Genomic DNA, 18,580 nt, shown 5'->3' with positions numbered 1-18,580 from the left:
AAATTTTTGAATAAAAGAGAAGCATAACTTCTCTTTTATAAAATATTATCTATCAATACTTGAACCCTCTTTTGAGAAGTATGATCTAAAAAAGTTAAATTTTACTAAACTATTAAAATAATCCTTATCTAATCTAGGCTTATCTAAATATATATTTTCATAACTCTCATCATATTTTTTTATCAAATCTGTAGAGTAAATACCACTATAATCAATCATTAGTTTATCTTCAAAAACTGTGTATTTATCTATAATATTTACATAAAACTCTTCATCTACTAAATAAGTAAGAACTTCAATATTTTTAAACTCTTTTTTCTCTACAAGCTTATAAGATTTTGCTTTAATTGTATCCATAAAAAGTGATACAAAATATCCTCTAGCAACTCCATTCCACTTGCAAGAGCTATCAAGATTTATATACTCTGTAAATATCTTTTTATATTTTATATCATTACTTAAACTAATATATGAGAAGTTTGCACAAGCATCATAACTGTTTTGTTTTTTTTCATTTTCAAATTCACTTTGAATCAAATTTGATTTAGTGCCACATGAAACTAAAAATATGAAGATTATACAAATGTATATAAACCTTAACATTTTAAACTCCTAAGATAATTAGAATTTTACTATTTTTAATCTATTAATTACTTTTTAGTGGAGTAAAATCTTTTAAAGCCAAAAAATCTGCTCTTGGTTTTGATGCTCTAAATGGTTTTAAAGGAGTATTTTCTACACTATTAAACACATAAAAAACATTTGTTCTATCATAGGGTGAGATATTATCACTACTTCCGTGTAAAATATTTCCATCATGAATTACCATAGTACCCTCTTCTCCCAAAGCAGCAACTAAATCATCTGGAGTTGTAAGGCTTTGTATTGCTTCTAAACTAGGAACTCCATACTCTTGTTTTTTTAAAGATTGTTTATAGTTATCAAGAGGTGTTTCTCCAGCACAAGAGATAAACTTTTTATGGCTACCTTTTATTAAATAAAGAGGTCCATTAAATTGTGTATTATCACTTAACATTACCCAAGCTGACAAACATCTACATCTTGGTAATCCATCTTCACAATGCCATGTTTCAAAATCACTATGCCAAGGAAAAGATTTTCCTTTATATGCATGTTTGATATTTATTCTTCCATGATGAATATAAACATCACTTCCCAAAATTTGTCTAACTTTATCTAAAATTCTAGGATCTTTTGATAGTTTATCAAATAGTTTACTATAAAGATGTTGATTAAATATTGTTCTTAATTCATTGCTATCAGGTTCACTAATAAACTCATCTTTTTTTCTAAGTTCAATATTTGATTCTAAGCTTTTTAATTCCTCTTTAAAAGATTTGATCTCATCTTTAGAGAAAAGCTTAGGAAAAACTATAAAACCATTTCTCTCATAACTATCTAACTGCTCTTTATTTAAAGAGTGCTCTGTTATCATCTTTTTAGAATAGACAACAGGATCAACTCTATTTATAATATTTTCATCTTCCAATCTACTTGGATATAAATCTTGCACTAACTAAACCTCCTTTTTATTAATCAACAAGCGGATAAACGCCATTTTCATCGTGATTTTCAGTTCCTTTAATTGGTGGATTAAATACACAAATTAGCCTCATATCTTCACTTCCACCATATAAATTGTGTTCATCATGATTATTTAAAGCGTACATTACACCATCATAAATTTCATGAACAACTCCTGTTTTTAAATCCTCGATTTTTCCATTTCCAGCAACACAATAAACAGCTTCAAGATGATTTTGGTAGTGAATGTGTGTTTTTGTGTTTGCTTTTATAATTGTTTCATGAAAAGAAAATCCCATTCCATCATCTTTTAAAAGCATTCTTCTACTAAGCCATTGACCATCTTTTGCAAAAACCTCTTTAGAAGTTCCTATTACATCTTTTTTTATATCTCTTACTATCATTAGTACTCTCCTTTTAAGTGTTCACTTCTCTCTTCTATTAACTTATCAACTGCTATTTCAAATCTTTTTAATCCCTCTTTTAAAAGCTCTTCTTCAATTAAAAGTGGTGGTAAAAATTTAACAACTTGTCCTTCGCTTCCACATGTCTCTACGATTAATCCCTCTTGAAATGCTTTTTTAGAAATTTCACCTGCCATTGATTTATCATTTTTTATCTCAAAACCATAAACCAAACCTCTACCTCTTACATCAATATCATAAACATCTTTGTGCTTATTTGCAATTTGAGTTAAACTATCTTTTAAAATTTTCTCTTTATATTTTACAGCTTTTGATAAATTATCATTTTGCCAATAGTTATCAAGAGATACTTTTGAAGCAACAAAGGCTAAATTATTTCCTCTAAAAGTTCCTGTATGCTCACCTGGTTTCCATTGGTCTAAATGTGGTTTAAACAGTAAAAGTGCCATTGGTAAACCACCACCAATTGATTTTGACAAGGTTACCATATCAGGATTTATTCCAGCAAATTCAAAAGAGAAAAACTCTCCACTTCTTCCATTTCCAACTTGAATATCATCAACAATTAGTAACATATCAAACTCTCTACAAATGCCTTCAAGTTCTTGTAGCCACTCTTTTGAAGCTACATTTATTCCACCTTCACCTTGAATAGTCTCAAGTATAACAGCAGCTGGCAAATCAACTCCACTACTTCCATCTTCTAAAAACTTTCTAAAATATTTAAGTGTATTCATATCATCAAAATAACCATCAAAAGGCATAAAAGTTGCATTTGTTCTACTTATATAACTCTCATCTCTATACTCATTATTTCCAGTTACTGCAAGTGAGCCTTGAGATAAGCCATGGTAACCATTTGTAAATGCCACAACATTACTTCGTCCTTTTACAAGTCTTGCTAATTTTAAAGCTGTTTCAACAGCATTTGTTCCTGTTGGTCCTGTAAATTGTAATTTATATTCAAGATTTCTTGGTTTTAAAATCAAGTTTTCAAAAGATTGCAAAAACTCTTTTTTTGCAGTTGTTGCCATATCAAGCCCATGAACTATCCCATCTTCTTGCAAATACTCAATTAAAGCTTTGCTTATATGTTCATTATTGTGTCCATAATTTAAAGTTCCAGCTCCAGCAAAAAAATCAATATATTCAACTCCTTGCTCATCTGTTAAAATAGACCCTTTTGCTTTTTTAAATATTGTTGGGAAACTTCTTATATATCCTCTTACTTCTGATTCTAATTTTTCAAATATTCTCATTTTTTCTCCTTATTTTATTGGTCCAATTTTAAATTGAACTTCCTCTTCGTGCGAATTAACAAAATCTTCTATAAAAAATAGTGTGCTTTTTTCTATATTTGCTTCATATTTTTTTGCAAACTTCTCAAAAACTCTTTGAGATGAGATGTTTGAAGGTGATACAGTTGAGATTAAATATTTTATATTTTTTCTTGAAACTATATTATCTATTAAATTTAAAGCTAGATTTTTTCCTCTATGATTTTCATCAACAGCTACTTGCCAAATAAAAAGTGTGTCATTTTCATTTGGTAAATAATATCCTGAAACAAAACCAACAATCTGGTTTTCAAATAGAGCAACACTACAGCTATTTTTAAAGTGAGTTGTTTGAAGAAGGTACAAATAGTGCGAGTTTAAGTCTAAGACTTTGCTTTTTTTCACTAAGTCATATATTTGTTTAGCGTCATTTTTTTCTGGTTCTCTTATGGTGTATCTGGATTCCATAATGCTCCTTTTTAGTATAAATTATGTAATTTTTTTACAAATTTTATGTAAAATATTTACAAACTAAGAGTACAATTTATACCATTTTAAAATAAGATATAGCTTAATGAGCAAAATATTTTTAAACTATTTGTTGCAATAAATATCGATTTATAGGGGATTGTAAGAAATTTGTTAAATTTAGAAGTTATCTAGTTTTTCAGAATCAGAACTTGATAGAGTTTCAAGCTTTTTATCAATAATTTTCAAAAACTCCTCTTTATGTTTTGAATCCATATTATCTTCTAATATCTCTAAAATATAAGAGATTCCGTTTGAGTTTATTTTTTTGATTGTTGCTAAATAGTGAACAAATGCTATCATTTTGATATCATCTATTGAGTATAGTTTTTTGATAGTTTTATCTTTTTCCAAAGGTAGAAGTTTTTTCTCTTCATACATTTTTAAAGTTCTAGTTTTAGTATTTAGAAGTTCTGAAATACTACTAAGTGGTAAGATATTTTTTTGATTATTTAAAAGTGCCATGGTTTATCTAAAAAGAAGTGTGGATTTATCCACACTTATAATACTCTTGGAATAATTCTTCTACTTTTTCTATTACTAACTCTTCATGCCAATTATGTCTTTTAGCAAAAGTTTTGATTTCATACTCTTTCTCTTCTTCTGTACAAAAAAAGTATAATTTTTTTACAAAAGGTTTTGGTACAGAGATTGCTATTTTTTGGAAAAAGTTCTCTTTGCACATAGGTGAGCAAAAAACCTTTGAAATTGGTATTTTTTTAGAGCAGTGTTGACAACTATTTGTCATATTAACTCCTTTTACATAAATTAAGTCCGTGCATTATAACAAGCAATTATTAAATGCAACTTAGTTGTATAAGAAAATTTAATAATTTTTATTTTTTTCTAGAATTTTTTTCTTCAATTCCCGAGATAGAAAATCTTCTTTTCAACTCTTGTTTTACTCTATCAGGATCTATATTTAAACTAGCCATTGCAACTAAAATATGGTATGTAATATCGGCTGCTTCGTATATAGCCTCATCTTTATTTTTATCTTTTATAGCAAAACAAAACTCTCCTGCTTCTTCAACAATTTTTTTAAGCATAGAGTTTGTATCACCTTTTAAAAGTTTTGCTGTGTACGATTTTGTCGTATCTTCGTTTTTTCTCTCTTGAATTGTGTGATATAAACTATCTATTACACTATAAGTTTTTGAAGTATCAACTAAAACATCTTCAACAATTTTCTCATTTTGTATATTTGTAAAAAAGCAAGATTTTCTTCCTGTATGACAAGCAACTCCTTCTTGAATTACCTTAAACAAAAGTGTGTCATTATCACAATCAAGAAAAATATCTACAATTTTTTGAGTATGATTTGAGCTCTCACCCTTTTTCCAAATTCTTTGTTTGCTTCTGCTAAAATAGTGTGCAAAACCAGTTTTTAAAGTTAATTCAAGTGCCTCTTTATTTACATAAGCCAACATCAAAACTTCATTTGAAGAGCTATCTTGTGTAATAACTGGAATTAAATCATCCATTTTTTCCCACTCTATTTTTTCTAAAATTTTCATCAATCTATTCCTTTAAAAACTGCTTCTACATCTAATTTTAATTTTTCTAATGTTTTCTCTTCTTGATTAACATCCACATCAACTCCTACATCATAAGAGTTTTTTTTCTTCTCTTTTGATTCTATCTTTTGAGGAATATTTGTATTATATCTTTGCGAAGGAGTATAATCTATTTTTGGTTCTAAATCTATCTTTATATCTTGATTTAACTGTTTGTCATTTGAGAGTAAAAGAGAGAAGAGTCCTATAAATAGGATAGTTTTAATTATTTTCATTCTCTTCTCTTTTTTAAATTATTTTTGATTTATAGCTGTATCTCTATTTTTATCTTTTGTATCAACCCAGATATTTGGAGTTGATCCACCAGGAGTTAAAAAGATTTTTGCATCTTTGTTCTCTCTTAAAGCATCATTGAATCTACCTTGAACTTCAATTTGTTGCATTTGTAAAAGATGTGGTGTAAGTGATTTTGAAATCTCTTTATTAGCAGCAGCTTGTGCTTTTGCTTCAATTGTAACAGCATCTGCTCTACCTTGAGCTTCAATTCTTTTAGCTTCAGCCTCTCCACTTGCAAGTGCAGCTCTTTTTTCAGCCTCTTGTTTAGCTCTTTGAACTTCGTATCTTACTCTTTCGGCTTCTTGATTTGCTATTTGAACTTTTTCAATTTGCTCTTTAATTTTTTCAGGAAGAACTATCTCTTTTAACTGAACAGATTCAACTACAACTGCCTGCTTAGATCTTTCAGCAACTTTCTCTTTTATTAATCTATCAAGTCTTTCTGCAACTTCATTTCTTTTCATAGGAAGAACTTCAGCATTGTATCCACCAAGAACACTTCTTGAAACCTCTCCAACAACTTGATTTACAATTTTATCTTCCCAAGATGGTCCCCAAGTTGCAATTGTTTCAGGAACTCCATTAGCAATAATATTATATTGAACTGTTAACTCAATAGATATTGGTAAACCTCTTGAATCAAGAACATTTATTGCAGGGTTATTTTTAATACTTTGATCAAAAGAACCAATACTTTGAGTGTTCATATATGTTAAAAGTCTAACTTTTGTATCAACAACAATAACTCTTTGAATTACTGGAATATAGAAGTGAAATCCTGGATTTAAAGGCTCTTTATCATATTTTCCTGTTGTTGCTTTAATACCAACTTGTCCTGATTCAATAATAACAAATGGTTTAAACAAAAATAGTGCACCAATTATTATAATTACAAGATATAGCAATCCTGCTTTTTTACCAAAGTTTTTGAAAAACTCAGGCGTTTCAAATGGAGGTTGAAAATTTCCACCACCATTTCCACCGTTTGGCTTATTACCTTGTTGTCTGTTTTTAAAATAGTCGTTATCTATTGGCATGCTCTTCCTTATATTTTTTTAGTTTAATATACTATTTAAAATTAGTTAATATATGTTAAATACTTTGTATATTTTGGATTTTTTCCAGTTACTACATCAAAATATGCAGATTGGATTTTTTCTGTGATTTCTCCTCTACATCCAGCTCCAATAACTCTTGCATCAACTTCTCTAATTGGAGTTATTTCAGCTGCTGTTCCTGTAAAGAAAGCCTCATCTGCTACATAAATCTCTTCTCTAGTAATTCTTCTTCTAACAACCTCAATTCCCATATCTTTTGCTAAATCAATTGCAGTTGCTTGAGTAATAGATTCAAGTGAGTTATCATTTGGAGGAGATATTAATTTTCCATCTTTAACAATGAAAAAACATGCCCCTGAAGCTTCTGCAATATAACCTTGGTCATCTCTTAAAAGTGCTTCATCATATCCAGCTTCAACAGCTTCAAATTTTGCCATTTGAGAGTTCATATAGTTTGCAACTGATTTTGCTTTTCCCATACCTGAAGTATTTGGAGTTCTTGTAAATGATGAGATTTTTACTCTAACACCTTTTTTAAGACCCTCTTCTCCTAAATAAGCACCCCATTCCCAAGCTGAAATAGATACTTTTACAGGAGCATCTTTATGATAAAGTCCCATAACTCCATACCCTAAATATACAAGTGGTCTAATATATGCACCATTTGTTAGTTCATTTTTTTGTAGCAACTCTACTTGAGCTTTATTTAGCTCTTCAAGAGTAAAAGGAACATTCATTAAAGTCATTTTTGAAGAGTTTAAAAGTCTTTGAGTGTGTTCATTTAGTTTAAATATTGCACATCTTCCATCAACAGTTTTGTATGCTTTTGTACCTTCAATTGCACCATTTCCATAATGTAATGTGTGACTTAGTACATGAACTTTTGCATCTTGCCAAGGAGTAAACTCTCCATCCATCCAAATATATTTTGATTCAGTCATCTTAATTTATTTCCTACACTTAAATTTTTAGCAATTATTCTATCAAAATGTTGATAAAACTATCTGTATAAACTAAGTTCTAAGAAGAAAAAATGTAATATTAAACTTTAAAAAATATTTGGATGAATAATGATAAAAAACTTAATTTTTATTTTTGTTACACTTTTTTTCACAGCTTGTTCTGTAAAATTTGATATGCCTTTTTCAAAAGAACCAAATAGTGAACTAAAAAAAGAGATTACAAAAGTTTTGTATCTTATGAAAAAAGATGATTTAGAGAGCTTAAATAGCAACTACATAAATAAAGATTTTGGATTTTATGAGTTTAGATTAGATAGAGAGTTTAATTTAATTACTGAACATAAATTTACCCTTGAAGAGGTTGATAAATTTATAGAGATTTTTGAAATTTCAAGCAAACCTGTAGAATTTGATTGTAGTTTTGATTTAGATACTGGTTATGGATGGAAAGAAGATGGGGTTTTTGTCATAAAAAATAGAGTTAATTATTTTGATAACTATAAATTCAAAGATGAAAAAGAGAAAAAATTTATTAATAATATTTTAAAAAATGGCTATGAGGTAATTACTCTTTCTCAAATGATTTTTTATATGTCAAGATTTGAGGGCAAATATTATATTGTCTTAATTGACAATGTTAAAACAGATTGTAGAAAAAAATTTGAAATTGAGTCAAAAAATTTATAAAAGAGAGTAAATGCAAAAATTAATAGAAGATTTAATACAAAAGAGAGTTTTAATAATTGACGGAGCTATGGGAACACAGCTTCAAGCAGTTGATATAGAGAGTAAATTTTGGCAATATGAAAACAAAGATTTAGAAGGGTGTAATGAGCTTTTAAATCTTACAGCTCCACATATTTTGGAGACAATTTATGAAAACTACGCCATTTCTGGGGCAAATTTTATTAGCACAAATACATTTGGAAGTATGCCATGGGTTTTAGATGAGTATGAAATAGGTCATTTAAGTTATGAGTTATCAAAACTAGCAGCTAGCAGTGCTAAAAAGATTTGTGAAAAATATAGCACAAAAGAGGATCCAAAATTTGTTTTAGCATCTATTGGACCTGGAACAAAACTTCCATCTTTAGGACATATTACTTATGATAGTATGTATGAAGGTTATAAAACTATGGCTTCTGGTTTAGTTGATGGAGGAACAGATGTTTTTTTACTTGAAACTTGCCAAGATCCACTTCAAATAAAAGCAGCACTTCATGCACTAAATGATGTAGCACCAAATATTCCAATTATGGTTTCAGTTACAATTGAGTTAAATGGAACAATGCTAATTGGAACAGATGCTTTAACAATTGCTGCGATTTTAAAACCATTTAATATCTTATCTTTAGGTTTTAACTGTGGAACTGGACCAATTCAAGTTCAAAAACATGTAAAAGCTTTAAGTGAAGTATCAAGATTTCCAATCTCAGTTCATGCAAATGCTGGGCTTCCTCAAAACAAAGGTGGAAAAACTTTTTATCCTATGGGTCCAGATGAGTTTACAGCTTTACAAAAAGAGTTTTTAAATATTAATGGTGTTGCATTTTTAGGTGGATGTTGTGGAACTACACCTGAACATATAAAGGCTTTAAGTGACGCAGTAAAAGGAGCAATTCCCAAAAAACCTAGTGGATTTTTAAAAGCTTCACTTGCATCTTTATTTAATGTTGTTCCTCTAAAACAAGAACCAGCACCACTACTTATTGGTGAAAGAAGTAATGCAACTGGAAGTAAAGCTTTTAGAGAACTTTTAAAAGCAAATGATTATGAAGGAACTTTAAGTGTTGCTCAACAACAAGTTCGTGCAGGAGCTCATGTAATTGATGTGAGTGTTGGTTTTGCAGGTCGTGATGAGACTGGCGATATGAATAAAGTTGTATCTTTATACTCTCAAAAAATATCACTTCCGCTAATGCCTGATTCTACTCAAATAAAAGCACTAGAAGCTGCTTTAAAACAAATTGGTGGAAGATGTATTATAAACTCTGTTAATCTTGAAGATAGCGAAGAGAAGTTTGATGAAGTTTGTAAATTAGCAAAAAAATTTGGAGCAGCACTTGTTTGCCTTGTGATTGATGAGATTGGAATGGCAAAAACAAAAGAGAGAAAACTCGAAGTTGCAGAACGAATTTATAATTTATGTGTAAATAGACATGGATTTGACCCAGCTGATTTAGTTTTTGATATGCTTACATTTACTATTGGTTCAGGTGATGATGAGTATAGAACTGCTGGAATTGAGACTATGGAAGCTATTAGAGAGTTTCAAACTCTTCATCCTGAAGTTGGAACAACTTTAGGTCTTTCAAATATCTCATTTGGTTTATCTCAAAATGCAAGAATTTATCTAAACTCAATATATTTAGATCACTGTGTAAAAGCAGGACTTACAACTGCTATTGTAAATGTTAAACATATTATTCCACTAAATAAAATAAGCCCTGAAGATAAAAAAGCTTGTGATGATTTGATATTTAACAACCAAGAAAATGGTGACCCACTATTTAAATTTATAGAACACTTCTCAAATGTTGAATCTCAAGATGAACAAAGTGATGAAGAGTATCAAAAAATGGAACCTATTGAAAAGGTTAAAAAACTTTTATTAGATGGTGACAAAGAGAGAATGATTCCTTTAGTTTTAGAGCTAAAAGATACTATAGCTCCTGAATTAATTGTAAATGAGTGGCTAATTGATGGAATGAAAATAATTGGAGAGCTATTTGGAAGTGGTCAAATGCAACTTCCATTTGTTCTTCAAAGTGCTGAAACTATGAAAGCAACTGTTGATGCTTTAAATCCATATTTACCAAAACAAGAAAAAAGTACTGAAACTACAGTTGTAATTGGTACAGTTAAAGGTGATGTTCACGATGTTGGTAAAAATCTAGTTGATATTATTTTAAGTAACAATGGATTTAAAGTAGTAAATATTGGAATAAAAGCTGATTTAAATCAATTTTTAGAAGCTGCAAAAGAGCACAACGCAGATGCTATTGGAATGAGTGGACTACTTGTAAAGAGTACAGCTGTAATGAAAGATAATCTTGAAGAGATGCAAAGACTTGGAATAAAAATTCCAGTTATGCTTGGTGGTGCTGCACTAACAAAAAACTTTGTTGATGATTATTGCAGACCAATTTATGATGGAGCTATTTTTTATTGTAGAGATGCTTTTGATGGTGTTGTATCTATGCAAAGAATTGAAAAAGGTGGAGAGCTTGATACAAAACTAGCTGCTGATTTAATTGAAAAAATTGATACAAGTGATAGAGTTGAAAAAGAGGAGGCTGTAATTCCTCCTTATGAAGAGATCTCTATGCCAAAAAGAGAGTTTATAGTTCCTCCATATTGGAATAAAGTTGCAAAAACTGGAGATGAGCTAGATAAAGAGTTGATATTTTCTTGGATAAATCACAGAGTTTTATTTAGACAAAGATGGGGATATAAAAGAGGAAAACAGACTCCTGAAGCATTTATGAAGTATGAAAAAGATGTTGTTGAGCCACTTTATTACTCTTTAAAAGATGAGTTAATCTCAAAAAATATATTTGAACCAATTGCTATTTATGAGTATTATCCTTGTATATCTCATGACAATAAGCTATATATTTTTGATAAAAAATATATTTACAACAATCTTGAAGAGGCAAAAAATGTTCCACCTTTAAGTGAAGCTATAAAAGTGATGGAGTTTCCAAGACAAAAAAGAAAACCTTTTAGATGTATAGCTGACTTTTTTGCAAATGATAGATTAGATGTTGTAGGATTTACACTTGCAAGTGCTGGACTTAAAATAAGTGATTATGAAAGAGAGTTTTATGATCGTGGAGAGTTTACAAAATATTATCAAATTCACGGTCTTGGAGTTGAACTAGCTGAAGCTTTAGCTGAAGTTTTACATAAGCAAATAAGACTTGATTGGGATATTGTTCCTAAAGAGGGGCATAAATTAAGTGATGTTCAAATGAAACAATATGTTGGTTGTAGATACTCTCCAGGTTACGCAGCTTGTCCTGAATTATCACAAAATAGAGATATTTTTGATCTACTTAATCCTGAAAAATATGGAATAGAACTTAGTGAAACATTCCAAATGCACCCTGAGCAAACTACATGTGCAATTGTTGTTCACAACAAAGAGGCAAACTACTATAATGTTTGATTAAACTGGGAAATTCCCAGTTTTTATTAATTTATGATTTAATACTAATTTTTCCAGACCCAATAAACATAATTGCAATTGATCCTAAAAGATACATTAATGCTAATTCAATTACTGGACCACCAGTTCTTCCTAAAGCAAAAATTTCATGACTATGAGCTAAAAATATTGCAACAACCATAGTTATAGCAACAAATAAAGCAGATGTTCTTACAAAAATCCCTAAAACAATCATAAGTGGAAATAAAATTTCACCTAAATAAACCCCGTAAGCAAAAAACTCAGGAAAACCTGCTTTTGCAACCATAGCCTTAATTCCACCAATACCATTTACCACTTTTGCCCAACCGTGAAACAGCATAAGTCCACCAATTGTTAGCCTTAAGATTAATTTTCCTATATCAGCATTTAATACCGATAATTTATTTTCGATGCATTTCATAAAATATCCTTATATAAAAAATTTCCGTGATTGTAACAATAAAAATATAATGTTAAGGTTAGTTAATAAAGCTTCATTTCAATAAACTAAGCTAAAATATCAAATTAATTTTAGGAAAAAATATGAGAGAAAAAAACATTTTAAGTATGATTTTAAATTTTGTTTACTCAAAATCAAAGCAGCCTGTACTTTTAAAAGATTTGTTAGTAGCTTCAACTCAACAAAGCAATGGAATGGAAGTAGATAGCACAAGATTAGGTTTTAGACTAAGACTTACAAGAGCATATTTTGTATATATTGCTTTGGTTTTAGCAGTTTTGGTTCCTATATCACTTCTTACTCATAAACCATTAGCAAAAATAGACCCACATATATCTATCATTGGTGCAATGATTATAACAGCACTTATATTTATGGGATTTAACTACTTTTTGGCATTTCTTAAAAATAGTATGACGAAACAGAGTCTAAAAAAAGCATGGAGTGTTCATTTTCCATTTTTCTCATATAGTGAGTATCAACTAAAAGTAAATAAGATTTTTGAACAAGCTATGAGAGAAGAGATTTCAAAAAGAGATTTACAAAAATATATTCTTGAAAGGTTAGCTACTTTATAAGCTATCTTTCAAAGATTTTGCATCTTTATTTCTACTTTTTTTCAACTCCATATCAATATATTCTCCAATAACTTCTTGTCTGTTTTTAAAAGCTAGAGTTATTTTTCTTTTTGTTGGTCTTGTTTCATAGATATAAAATCCAGCTTCATACATAGAGAGTCTTATATTTGTAGAGATTGCATAAGTTGTTAAAATAGAGTCTTCTTTTGAAATCTTGTAAATATCAAGAAAATACTCTTTTGTCCAAAGCTCTTTATTTACATCACTTGAAAAAGCATCTTGATAAACTATGTCAAAAAAATCTTCTGGAAAAGTTTTTAAATACTCTCTTGCATCGCCTATAAAAAGCTCTATTTTTATCTTCTCATCTTCATATTTTTGATTGCGTGATAGTTGATTTACAATATTTTTAAACTTTTCAAACTCTTTTGGATATGAGAAATTTTGTAAAGATTTTATTAAATCAAAATCAAGCTCTGGAGAGTATATATTTATTTTAATATCAAGTCTGTTTTCTAAAATATAAAAGATAGTTGCAAAACTATTGTAACCCAAACCAAAACAAATATCTAAAATATTTAACTCTTTTTTATTATAAGAGTGCGAAAATGCTGGAATAATATGCTTATGCAAAGCTTCACTAAATCCACCATCTTCAGTATTGTGGAAGTGTTGATTATACTTTAAAGAGAAAAGTGTATGGCTACCATCATTTGTGGTAACCAGTTTATCTTCTAGCAAACTAGTTTCCTAAGCTCTCTAATTTCTCTTCACTTAAAAATAGTTTCTCATTTGACATAACTCCAATATTTGAAGCTAAAATATCTCTTGCTATATCTTTTGCTTCAGGAAGTGAGTGCATAGCACAAGTTCCACATTGGAAAATATTTAGCTCTGGAATATCGCTTTGTTTCTCAACTTTTAAGACATCTTCCATAGATTTTTTCCAAGCAAGAGCTACCTCTTCTTCTTTTGGAGTTCCTATTAAACTCATATAAAATCCAGTTCTACAACCCATTGGAGAAACATCAATTATTTCAACTGTAGGAGAGTTTAAATGGTTTCTAATAAATCCAGCAAACAGATGCTCTAAAGTATGAATACCTTTTTCGCTTAGCATCTTTTCATTTGGTTTACAAAATCTTAAATCAAAAACTGTAATAGCATCTCCTTTTGGTGTTTGCATAACTTTTGCAACTCGTACAGCAGGGGCTGGCATAATTGTGTGATCAACTCTAAAACTATCTAATAGTGGCATATTTATTCCTCATATTTTTTATATTTAATATTTAAATCTTTTTTAAATAGGTATTAATTGTATCTAATTTTTAATGAATAAGATTTGATATAAAATCAAATTTAGATAAAATCTTAAACTACAAAAAATAAAAGGATTGTTTTATGAATAACTATTTTAAAATAGAAAATAATCAAAACAACTCTTTTTATATCAAGCTATTTAGCTCTTGGAGTAAAGATAATTTAAATGAAATTATCAAAGAGTTAGGAAATTTAAATATCTCAAAAAACTCATATATTCAAATAGATTTTAAAAATTTAAAAGATATTGATAGTATTTGCATCATTTATTTAATATCTTTTTTAAAAAACTTCAAAGAAGAGAATATCTCTTTTTCAAACTTTGAAAAATATGAGACAAAATATAAATTCTATAAAAAACATTATCAAAATAAGGGTTTGCAAAAAGAGAAAAAAGATAACATCTTTGAGAATATTGGTAAAAAAAGTTATGAGATATATAGCTCTTTTAAACTATTTTTGATATTTATAGGCGAAGTTTTCTACTTCTTTGCATACTCTATTTTACATCCAAAAAAGATTAGATTTAAAGCTACTTTAAAATATATTGAAACATCCGCTGTAAATGCTTTGTTGATAGTTGTTGTAAGCTCATTTTTGGTTGGAGTTGTAATAGCCTATCAAGGAGCTGTTCAGCTTGAAAAATTTGGAGCAAACATATTTATTGTTGAGATGGTAGCAATTACAATGTTAAGAGAAATAGCACCTCTTATAACTGCAATTGTAATAGCTGGAAGAAGTGCAAGTAGCTACACAGCAGAAATTGGAGCTATGAAAATAACAGAAGAGCTAGATGCTATGAAAACTATGAATTTTGAGCCAACACTTTTTTTAACTCTTCCTAGAGTTTTTGCATTAAGTGTTGCTCTTCCTTTGCTTGTTTTTTTAGCAGATATTGTTGGAATTATTGGTGGAATGGTTATTGCTTATACATATTTGGATATTACTTTTATAGAGTTTATTACAAGGCTTCACAATGAAGTTGCAGTAAAACATCTTTTAATTGGTATTTTCAAATCGGTTATTTTTGGTTGTTTTATAGCAATTATTGGTTGTTTTAGAGGTTTTCAAGTACAGAACAATACTACAAGTATTGGAAAATATACAACAATAAGCGTTGTAAATGCTATATTTGTAGTTATCTTTTTGGATGCTATTTTTTCAATAATTTTTACACAAATAGGAATATAAAATGTCAATTATAAAAGTTGAAAATCTTTGTACATCTTTTGGGAAAAATATAATACACAACAACATCTCTTTTGATGTAAATGAGGGTGAAATATTTGGAGTATTAGGCGGAAGTGGTAGTGGAAAAACTGTTTTAGTAAAACAGCTTGTTATGCTAAATCCTATTCAAAAAGGGAGTGTGAAAATATTTGATAAAGATATTACAAACTTATCAATAGATGAGATAGATAAATTAAAATTAGATTTTTCATATTTGTTTCAATTTGGTGCTTTGTACTCTTTTTTAAATGTGATTGAAAATATTAGTGTGATGCTAAAAGAGTACACAAATTTGCCAAAAGATTTAATAGAAAAAATAGCTTATACAAATTTGGATATTGTAGGTCTTCCAAAAAGAGTTGCAACACTATATCCAAATGAACTAAGCGGTGGAATGAAAAAAAGAGTTGCATTTGCAAGAAGTTTAGCAATGCAACCAAAAATTCTATTTTTGGATGAGCCTACAAGTGGACTTGATCCTGCAAGTACAGATCAGATAAATGAACTTTTATTATATTTGAAAAAACATTTAAATATAACAACAGTTATAATAACTCACGATTTAGAGACTATTAAAACTGTACTTGATAGGTTTATAATAATAAAAAAAGAGAAGATATTTGATGGAACTATAAATGAGGCTTTAAAATCAGGAGATAGTTTTATTCAAGATTTTTTATCAATAAAAAGGGTTAGTTAATGGATACTAGGATTGATTTTTTAAAAATAGGTTTATTTGTTAGTTTACTATCTACACTTCTTATTTTTTCAATATTTTGGCTTGGTAAATTTGGATTAGAGAGTAAAAAATATGATACATACTTTACATTTTTTGATGATTCTATAAATGGTTTAAATATTGGCTCTTCTATAAAATACAAAGGCTTAGATATTGGTGTTGTAAAAAATATATCAATAAATCCAAAAAATTCTGAAGAGATAAAAATAGAGTTAGAGATTCAAAAAGGAACGCCCATAAAACATGATAACTACGCTATTTTAGGAAGTTTAGGAATTACAGGGCTTAAATATATTGAGCTTAAAGGTGGCAGTAACGAATCCCCACTTTTGGAAGATAATAAGTTTGGAGAAAAAGTTATAGAGTCTAAAAAATCAACCTTAAGCAATATAGTAACATCAACCGAAGATGTAATGAGAGAGGTTTTGGTAATTCTTAAATCTTTTGAAAAAGTTTTAAACCAAGAAAACATCTCAAACTTTGCACAGCTTTTAGAAAATAGTGAAAAAAGTATGGCTAACTTTAATGAACTTTTATTTGATATCAAAAACTTTACAGATGTTGGAAGTTCTAGTTTTAAAAGTGTTAAAACTTCAGCAGATAGCTTTAATATTACAATGAAAAAATTAGAAGAAGAGCTAGAAAAAGGGAGTTTTGATATAAAAAATTTAACTCAAGATAGTTTAAATAATTTAGAATCTGCCTTAACAAATATGAATGAAACTTTAATTACTATGCAAGAGTTAATTAAAAATTTAAATGAAAGCCCAAGTGATTTGTTGTTTAAACAAAAATCTATAAATTTTGGTCCAGGAGAGAAAAATGAGAAGTAGTATTTTAATTTTTTTAACACTAATTTTATTTAGTGCTTGTAGTTTCAAACAAGAGAAAATCTCAATAAATCATTATGGAATAGATTTTCAAACAAAAGCTTTAGAAACTAAAGCAAAATTTGACTCAATTTTTATTGAAGAACCAAATATAAATAGAGCTTTTAATTCACAAGCAATTTTTTATAGTAAGAAAGAGTTTCAATTTGAAGAGTATGCAAAAAATAGATGGATAAGCTTTCCGTCAAATATGGTTTATACTCAAATAGTTGACTCTTTTATATCTAGTAATATTTTTGCAAATGTATTAAAAGATAAGAAGATAAAAAGCCAATATAGATTAAAAACAGAAGTTTTTAAGATGTATCAAAATTTTGAAGATGATAAATCTTATGCAGTTTTGAAAATAAAATTTGATTTACTAAAAGATGAAAAGATAGTAAAATCTTTTAATTTTAATCAAAAAACTCTTTGTGATACAAATGATGCTTACGGTTTTGTAAAGGCTTTAAATAGTAGTTTTGAAAAGAGTTTAAATAGTTTGTTAAAGGATTTATCAATCCTTTAACCTTTTAGCAATAATTGGTGCGATATTCATAACCAAAAATAGTCTTACAATATGGTGCAAAGTTATATAAGGTAAATTTGCACCAACCAAAAGTGCTATTAAATTTATCTCAGTTTGACCACCTGGTCCAAAAGCAAGTAATATATCTAAAGTAGCAAAACCAAAAAAGTGGTGAATAATAAAAATAAAAATTCCACACAAGATTATTAAAATAACAAAATGTCCCAAAGTAGCAACTAAAGTATTAAAAATAGTTTTTAAATCAACATTTTTAAATGTAAATCCTATAATTGAGCCAAAAACAACTTGAATAAATTTTAATAACTCATCTGGTATATGTGTAGTTACAAATCCACTTGAATATAAAATAATACTTATAATCATAGGACCAATCAAATATGCAGCTGTTAGTTTTATCTTTTTTGCAAATAGTGCTGCAAAAACTGCTAAAACATAGATATATAAAAACTCTAAAATATCTATATCTTTTATAGGTGTTGTTAAAAGCTGGTTACCTCTTATATCTATTTGAAAAATATATTGAATAATAAAAGGCAAAGATACAACTACAAAAAATAGTCTTGAACTTTGCATTAAAGTTATCTTTGCTGTATTTGCTTTTAGCTCTTGCCCAATTATTACCATCTCAATAACACCACCTGGCATTGAGCCTAAATAAGAGGTTTTTAAATCATATTTTAAAACTTTATAGTAATAGAATGTTCCAAAAAATATAACCAAAATGGTAAATGGAACAACCAAAAGTAAACTAATAGTGTATTGTGGAATATAGTTTAAAATTGCTGGAGTAAAGGCACTTCCAATTGCTAAACCAATTAATATTCTAGCAGGTGCTGAAAATATTTTTGGGCTTTGTATTGGAATTTTTTGAAATCTTATTAATATGCTTGTAGCAAAAATACTTCCTAAAAGCCAAGGAAGTGGAAGATGCAAATATATAAAAATAAGTGAACCACAAAAAGCTACTAGTAAAGCTAGTAGCATTTGAAAAATA

The 18,580-nt window shown here is 28.6% G+C and carries 22 protein-coding genes; 7 read left to right on the top strand and 15 right to left on the bottom strand.

The features are described from left to right. Window positions 1–45 precede the first annotated feature (45 nt). From ASKIR_RS00550 to ASKIR_RS00500, 11 genes are all read right to left on the bottom strand, one after another. A complete protein-coding gene (locus tag ASKIR_RS00550; protein ID WP_115588034.1) occupies window positions 46–603 on the bottom strand; it encodes a hypothetical protein in 558 nt (185 codons plus the stop codon). Window positions 604–646: 43 nt separating this feature from the next. Then, entirely contained in the window at window positions 647–1,534 is an 888-nt protein-coding gene (locus tag ASKIR_RS00545) for a phytanoyl-CoA dioxygenase family protein (protein ID WP_206731233.1), read from the bottom strand. Between the two features lie 19 nt (window positions 1,535–1,553). Beyond that, entirely contained in the window at window positions 1,554–1,949 is a 396-nt protein-coding gene (locus ASKIR_RS00540) for an ectoine synthase (protein ID WP_066160313.1), read from the bottom strand. Continuing rightward, a complete protein-coding gene (gene ectB / locus ASKIR_RS00535) occupies window positions 1,949–3,229 on the bottom strand; it encodes a diaminobutyrate--2-oxoglutarate transaminase (protein WP_115588035.1) in 1,281 nt (426 codons plus the stop codon). The genes ASKIR_RS00540 and ectB overlap by 1 nt, the downstream gene beginning before the upstream one ends. 9 nt (window positions 3,230–3,238) lie before the next feature. Beyond that, a complete protein-coding gene (gene ectA, locus ASKIR_RS00530; protein ID WP_066160308.1) occupies window positions 3,239–3,715 on the bottom strand; it encodes a diaminobutyrate acetyltransferase in 477 nt (158 codons plus the stop codon). Between the two features lie 180 nt (window positions 3,716–3,895). Next, entirely contained in the window at window positions 3,896–4,240 is a 345-nt protein-coding gene (locus ASKIR_RS00525) for a MerR family transcriptional regulator (protein WP_066160306.1), read from the bottom strand. A gap of 25 nt (window positions 4,241–4,265) precedes the next feature. After that, window positions 4,266–4,523, bottom strand: a complete 258-nt coding sequence (locus tag ASKIR_RS00520) for a hypothetical protein (protein ID WP_066160303.1) — start codon at window positions 4,521–4,523, stop codon at window positions 4,266–4,268. Window positions 4,524–4,611: 88 nt separating this feature from the next. Continuing rightward, the gene (gene hisIE, locus ASKIR_RS00515) at window positions 4,612–5,292 is read right to left on the bottom strand and encodes a bifunctional phosphoribosyl-AMP cyclohydrolase/phosphoribosyl-ATP diphosphatase HisIE (protein ID WP_066160301.1); all 681 of its coding nucleotides are present in this window, start codon (window positions 5,290–5,292) and stop codon (window positions 4,612–4,614) included. Continuing rightward, a complete protein-coding gene (locus tag ASKIR_RS00510) occupies window positions 5,292–5,567 on the bottom strand; it encodes a hypothetical protein (protein ID WP_066160298.1) in 276 nt (91 codons plus the stop codon). Before ASKIR_RS00510 ends, hisIE begins: the two co-directional genes overlap by 1 nt. An 18-nt stretch (window positions 5,568–5,585) precedes the next feature. Next, complete coding sequence (locus ASKIR_RS00505) at window positions 5,586–6,665, bottom strand: SPFH domain-containing protein (protein WP_115588036.1); 1,080 nt, start codon at window positions 6,663–6,665, stop codon at window positions 5,586–5,588. Window positions 6,666–6,706: 41 nt separating this feature from the next. Continuing rightward, complete coding sequence (locus ASKIR_RS00500; RefSeq protein ID WP_066160292.1) at window positions 6,707–7,627, bottom strand: branched-chain amino acid transaminase; 921 nt, start codon at window positions 7,625–7,627, stop codon at window positions 6,707–6,709. Window positions 7,628–7,756: 129 nt separating this feature from the next. Here ASKIR_RS00500 and ASKIR_RS00495 point away from each other — a divergent pair, with 129 nt between their 5' ends. Together ASKIR_RS00495 and metH are read left to right on the top strand one after the other, a co-directional pair. Then, on the top strand, window positions 7,757–8,335 hold the full coding sequence (locus ASKIR_RS00495) for a hypothetical protein (protein WP_115588037.1): 579 nt from the start codon (window positions 7,757–7,759) through the stop codon (window positions 8,333–8,335). Between the two features lie 10 nt (window positions 8,336–8,345). After that, on the top strand, window positions 8,346–11,819 hold the full coding sequence (gene metH, locus ASKIR_RS00490) for a methionine synthase (RefSeq protein ID WP_115588038.1): 3,474 nt from the start codon (window positions 8,346–8,348) through the stop codon (window positions 11,817–11,819). A 31-nt stretch (window positions 11,820–11,850) separates the two neighbouring features. Here the strand turns inward: metH and ASKIR_RS00485 are convergent, their stop codons facing one another. Further along, window positions 11,851–12,261: a DoxX family protein gene (locus tag ASKIR_RS00485; RefSeq protein WP_066160283.1), complete on the bottom strand. Its 411-nt coding sequence runs from the start codon at window positions 12,259–12,261 to the stop codon at window positions 11,851–11,853. A 122-nt stretch (window positions 12,262–12,383) separates the two neighbouring features. Here ASKIR_RS00485 and ASKIR_RS00480 point away from each other — a divergent pair, with 122 nt between their 5' ends. Next, entirely contained in the window at window positions 12,384–12,878 is a 495-nt protein-coding gene (locus tag ASKIR_RS00480; protein WP_115588039.1) for a hypothetical protein, read from the top strand. Here ASKIR_RS00480 and ASKIR_RS00475 read toward each other — a convergent pair. Together ASKIR_RS00475 and luxS are read right to left on the bottom strand one after the other, a co-directional pair. Then, complete coding sequence (locus ASKIR_RS00475) at window positions 12,873–13,619, bottom strand: tRNA (5-methylaminomethyl-2-thiouridine)(34)-methyltransferase MnmD (RefSeq protein ID WP_115588040.1); 747 nt, start codon at window positions 13,617–13,619, stop codon at window positions 12,873–12,875. The genes ASKIR_RS00480 and ASKIR_RS00475 overlap by 6 nt on opposite strands. A gap of 1 nt (window position 13,620) precedes the next feature. Further along, window positions 13,621–14,136 carry an S-ribosylhomocysteine lyase gene (luxS, locus tag ASKIR_RS00470; protein WP_081560608.1) on the bottom strand — a complete coding sequence of 172 codons (516 nt, stop codon included), beginning with the start codon at window positions 14,134–14,136 and terminating at the stop codon, window positions 13,621–13,623. A gap of 143 nt (window positions 14,137–14,279) precedes the next feature. Between luxS and ASKIR_RS00465 the strand changes: the two genes are divergently transcribed. From ASKIR_RS00465 to ASKIR_RS00450, 4 genes are read left to right on the top strand one after another with little or no spacing between them, the layout of a single operon-like run. Beyond that, entirely contained in the window at window positions 14,280–15,389 is a 1,110-nt protein-coding gene (locus ASKIR_RS00465) for an MlaE family ABC transporter permease (RefSeq protein ID WP_115588041.1), read from the top strand. Between the two features lies 1 nt (window position 15,390). Continuing rightward, window positions 15,391–16,128, top strand: coding sequence for an ABC transporter ATP-binding protein (locus ASKIR_RS00460; RefSeq protein ID WP_115588042.1), 738 nt, complete (start codon window positions 15,391–15,393; stop codon window positions 16,126–16,128). Continuing rightward, entirely contained in the window at window positions 16,128–17,000 is an 873-nt protein-coding gene (locus ASKIR_RS00455) for an MlaD family protein (RefSeq protein WP_115588043.1), read from the top strand. Before ASKIR_RS00460 ends, ASKIR_RS00455 begins: the two co-directional genes overlap by 1 nt. Then, complete coding sequence (locus ASKIR_RS00450; protein WP_115588044.1) at window positions 16,990–17,565, top strand: ABC-type transport auxiliary lipoprotein family protein; 576 nt, start codon at window positions 16,990–16,992, stop codon at window positions 17,563–17,565. The genes ASKIR_RS00455 and ASKIR_RS00450 overlap by 11 nt, the downstream gene beginning before the upstream one ends. Here ASKIR_RS00450 and ASKIR_RS00445 read toward each other — a convergent pair. Further along, window positions 17,554–18,570 (bottom strand): AbrB family transcriptional regulator, encoded by a 1,017-nt coding sequence (locus ASKIR_RS00445; protein WP_228254655.1) that lies wholly within the window; start codon window positions 18,568–18,570, stop codon window positions 17,554–17,556. The genes ASKIR_RS00450 and ASKIR_RS00445 overlap by 12 nt on opposite strands. Between the last annotated feature and the right edge of the window lie 10 nt (window positions 18,571–18,580).

Origin of the sequence: Aliarcobacter skirrowii CCUG 10374, from assembly GCF_003544835.1 — a bacterium.
Lineage (GTDB): Bacteria > Campylobacterota > Campylobacteria > Campylobacterales > Arcobacteraceae > Aliarcobacter > Aliarcobacter skirrowii.
This window is presented reverse-complemented; position numbering and strand designations above follow the sequence as displayed.

Bases quoted from the DNA above. Each gene is read 5' to 3' on its own strand.
- ASKIR_RS00550 (WP_115588034.1), bottom strand. From the start codon at position 603: ATGTTAAGGTTTATATACATTTGTATAATCTTCATATTTTTAGTTTCA.
- ASKIR_RS00540 (WP_066160313.1), bottom strand. From the start codon at position 1,949: ATGATAGTAAGAGATATAAAAAAAGATGTAATAGGAACTTCTAAAGAG.
- ectB (WP_115588035.1), bottom strand. From the start codon at position 3,229: ATGAGAATATTTGAAAAATTAGAATCAGAAGTAAGAGGATATATAAGA.
- ectA (WP_066160308.1), bottom strand. From the start codon at position 3,715: ATGGAATCCAGATACACCATAAGAGAACCAGAAAAAAATGACGCTAAA.
- ASKIR_RS00525 (WP_066160306.1), bottom strand. From the start codon at position 4,240: ATGGCACTTTTAAATAATCAAAAAAATATCTTACCACTTAGTAGTATT.
- ASKIR_RS00520 (WP_066160303.1), bottom strand. From the start codon at position 4,523: ATGACAAATAGTTGTCAACACTGCTCTAAAAAAATACCAATTTCAAAG.
- hisIE (WP_066160301.1), bottom strand. From the start codon at position 5,292: ATGAAAATTTTAGAAAAAATAGAGTGGGAAAAAATGGATGATTTAATT.
- ASKIR_RS00510 (WP_066160298.1), bottom strand. From the start codon at position 5,567: ATGAAAATAATTAAAACTATCCTATTTATAGGACTCTTCTCTCTTTTA.
- ASKIR_RS00505 (WP_115588036.1), bottom strand. From the start codon at position 6,665: ATGCCAATAGATAACGACTATTTTAAAAACAGACAACAAGGTAATAAG.
- ASKIR_RS00500 (WP_066160292.1), bottom strand. From the start codon at position 7,627: ATGACTGAATCAAAATATATTTGGATGGATGGAGAGTTTACTCCTTGG.
- ASKIR_RS00495 (WP_115588037.1), top strand. From the start codon at position 7,757: ATGATAAAAAACTTAATTTTTATTTTTGTTACACTTTTTTTCACAGCT.
- metH (WP_115588038.1), top strand. From the start codon at position 8,346: ATGCAAAAATTAATAGAAGATTTAATACAAAAGAGAGTTTTAATAATT.
- ASKIR_RS00485 (WP_066160283.1), bottom strand. From the start codon at position 12,261: ATGAAATGCATCGAAAATAAATTATCGGTATTAAATGCTGATATAGGA.
- ASKIR_RS00480 (WP_115588039.1), top strand. From the start codon at position 12,384: ATGAGAGAAAAAAACATTTTAAGTATGATTTTAAATTTTGTTTACTCA.
- luxS (WP_081560608.1), bottom strand. From the start codon at position 14,136: ATGCCACTATTAGATAGTTTTAGAGTTGATCACACAATTATGCCAGCC.
- ASKIR_RS00465 (WP_115588041.1), top strand. From the start codon at position 14,280: ATGAATAACTATTTTAAAATAGAAAATAATCAAAACAACTCTTTTTAT.
- ASKIR_RS00460 (WP_115588042.1), top strand. From the start codon at position 15,391: ATGTCAATTATAAAAGTTGAAAATCTTTGTACATCTTTTGGGAAAAAT.
- ASKIR_RS00455 (WP_115588043.1), top strand. From the start codon at position 16,128: ATGGATACTAGGATTGATTTTTTAAAAATAGGTTTATTTGTTAGTTTA.
- ASKIR_RS00450 (WP_115588044.1), top strand. From the start codon at position 16,990: ATGAGAAGTAGTATTTTAATTTTTTTAACACTAATTTTATTTAGTGCT.
- ASKIR_RS00445 (WP_228254655.1), bottom strand. From the start codon at position 18,570: ATGCTACTAGCTTTACTAGTAGCTTTTTGTGGTTCACTTATTTTTATA.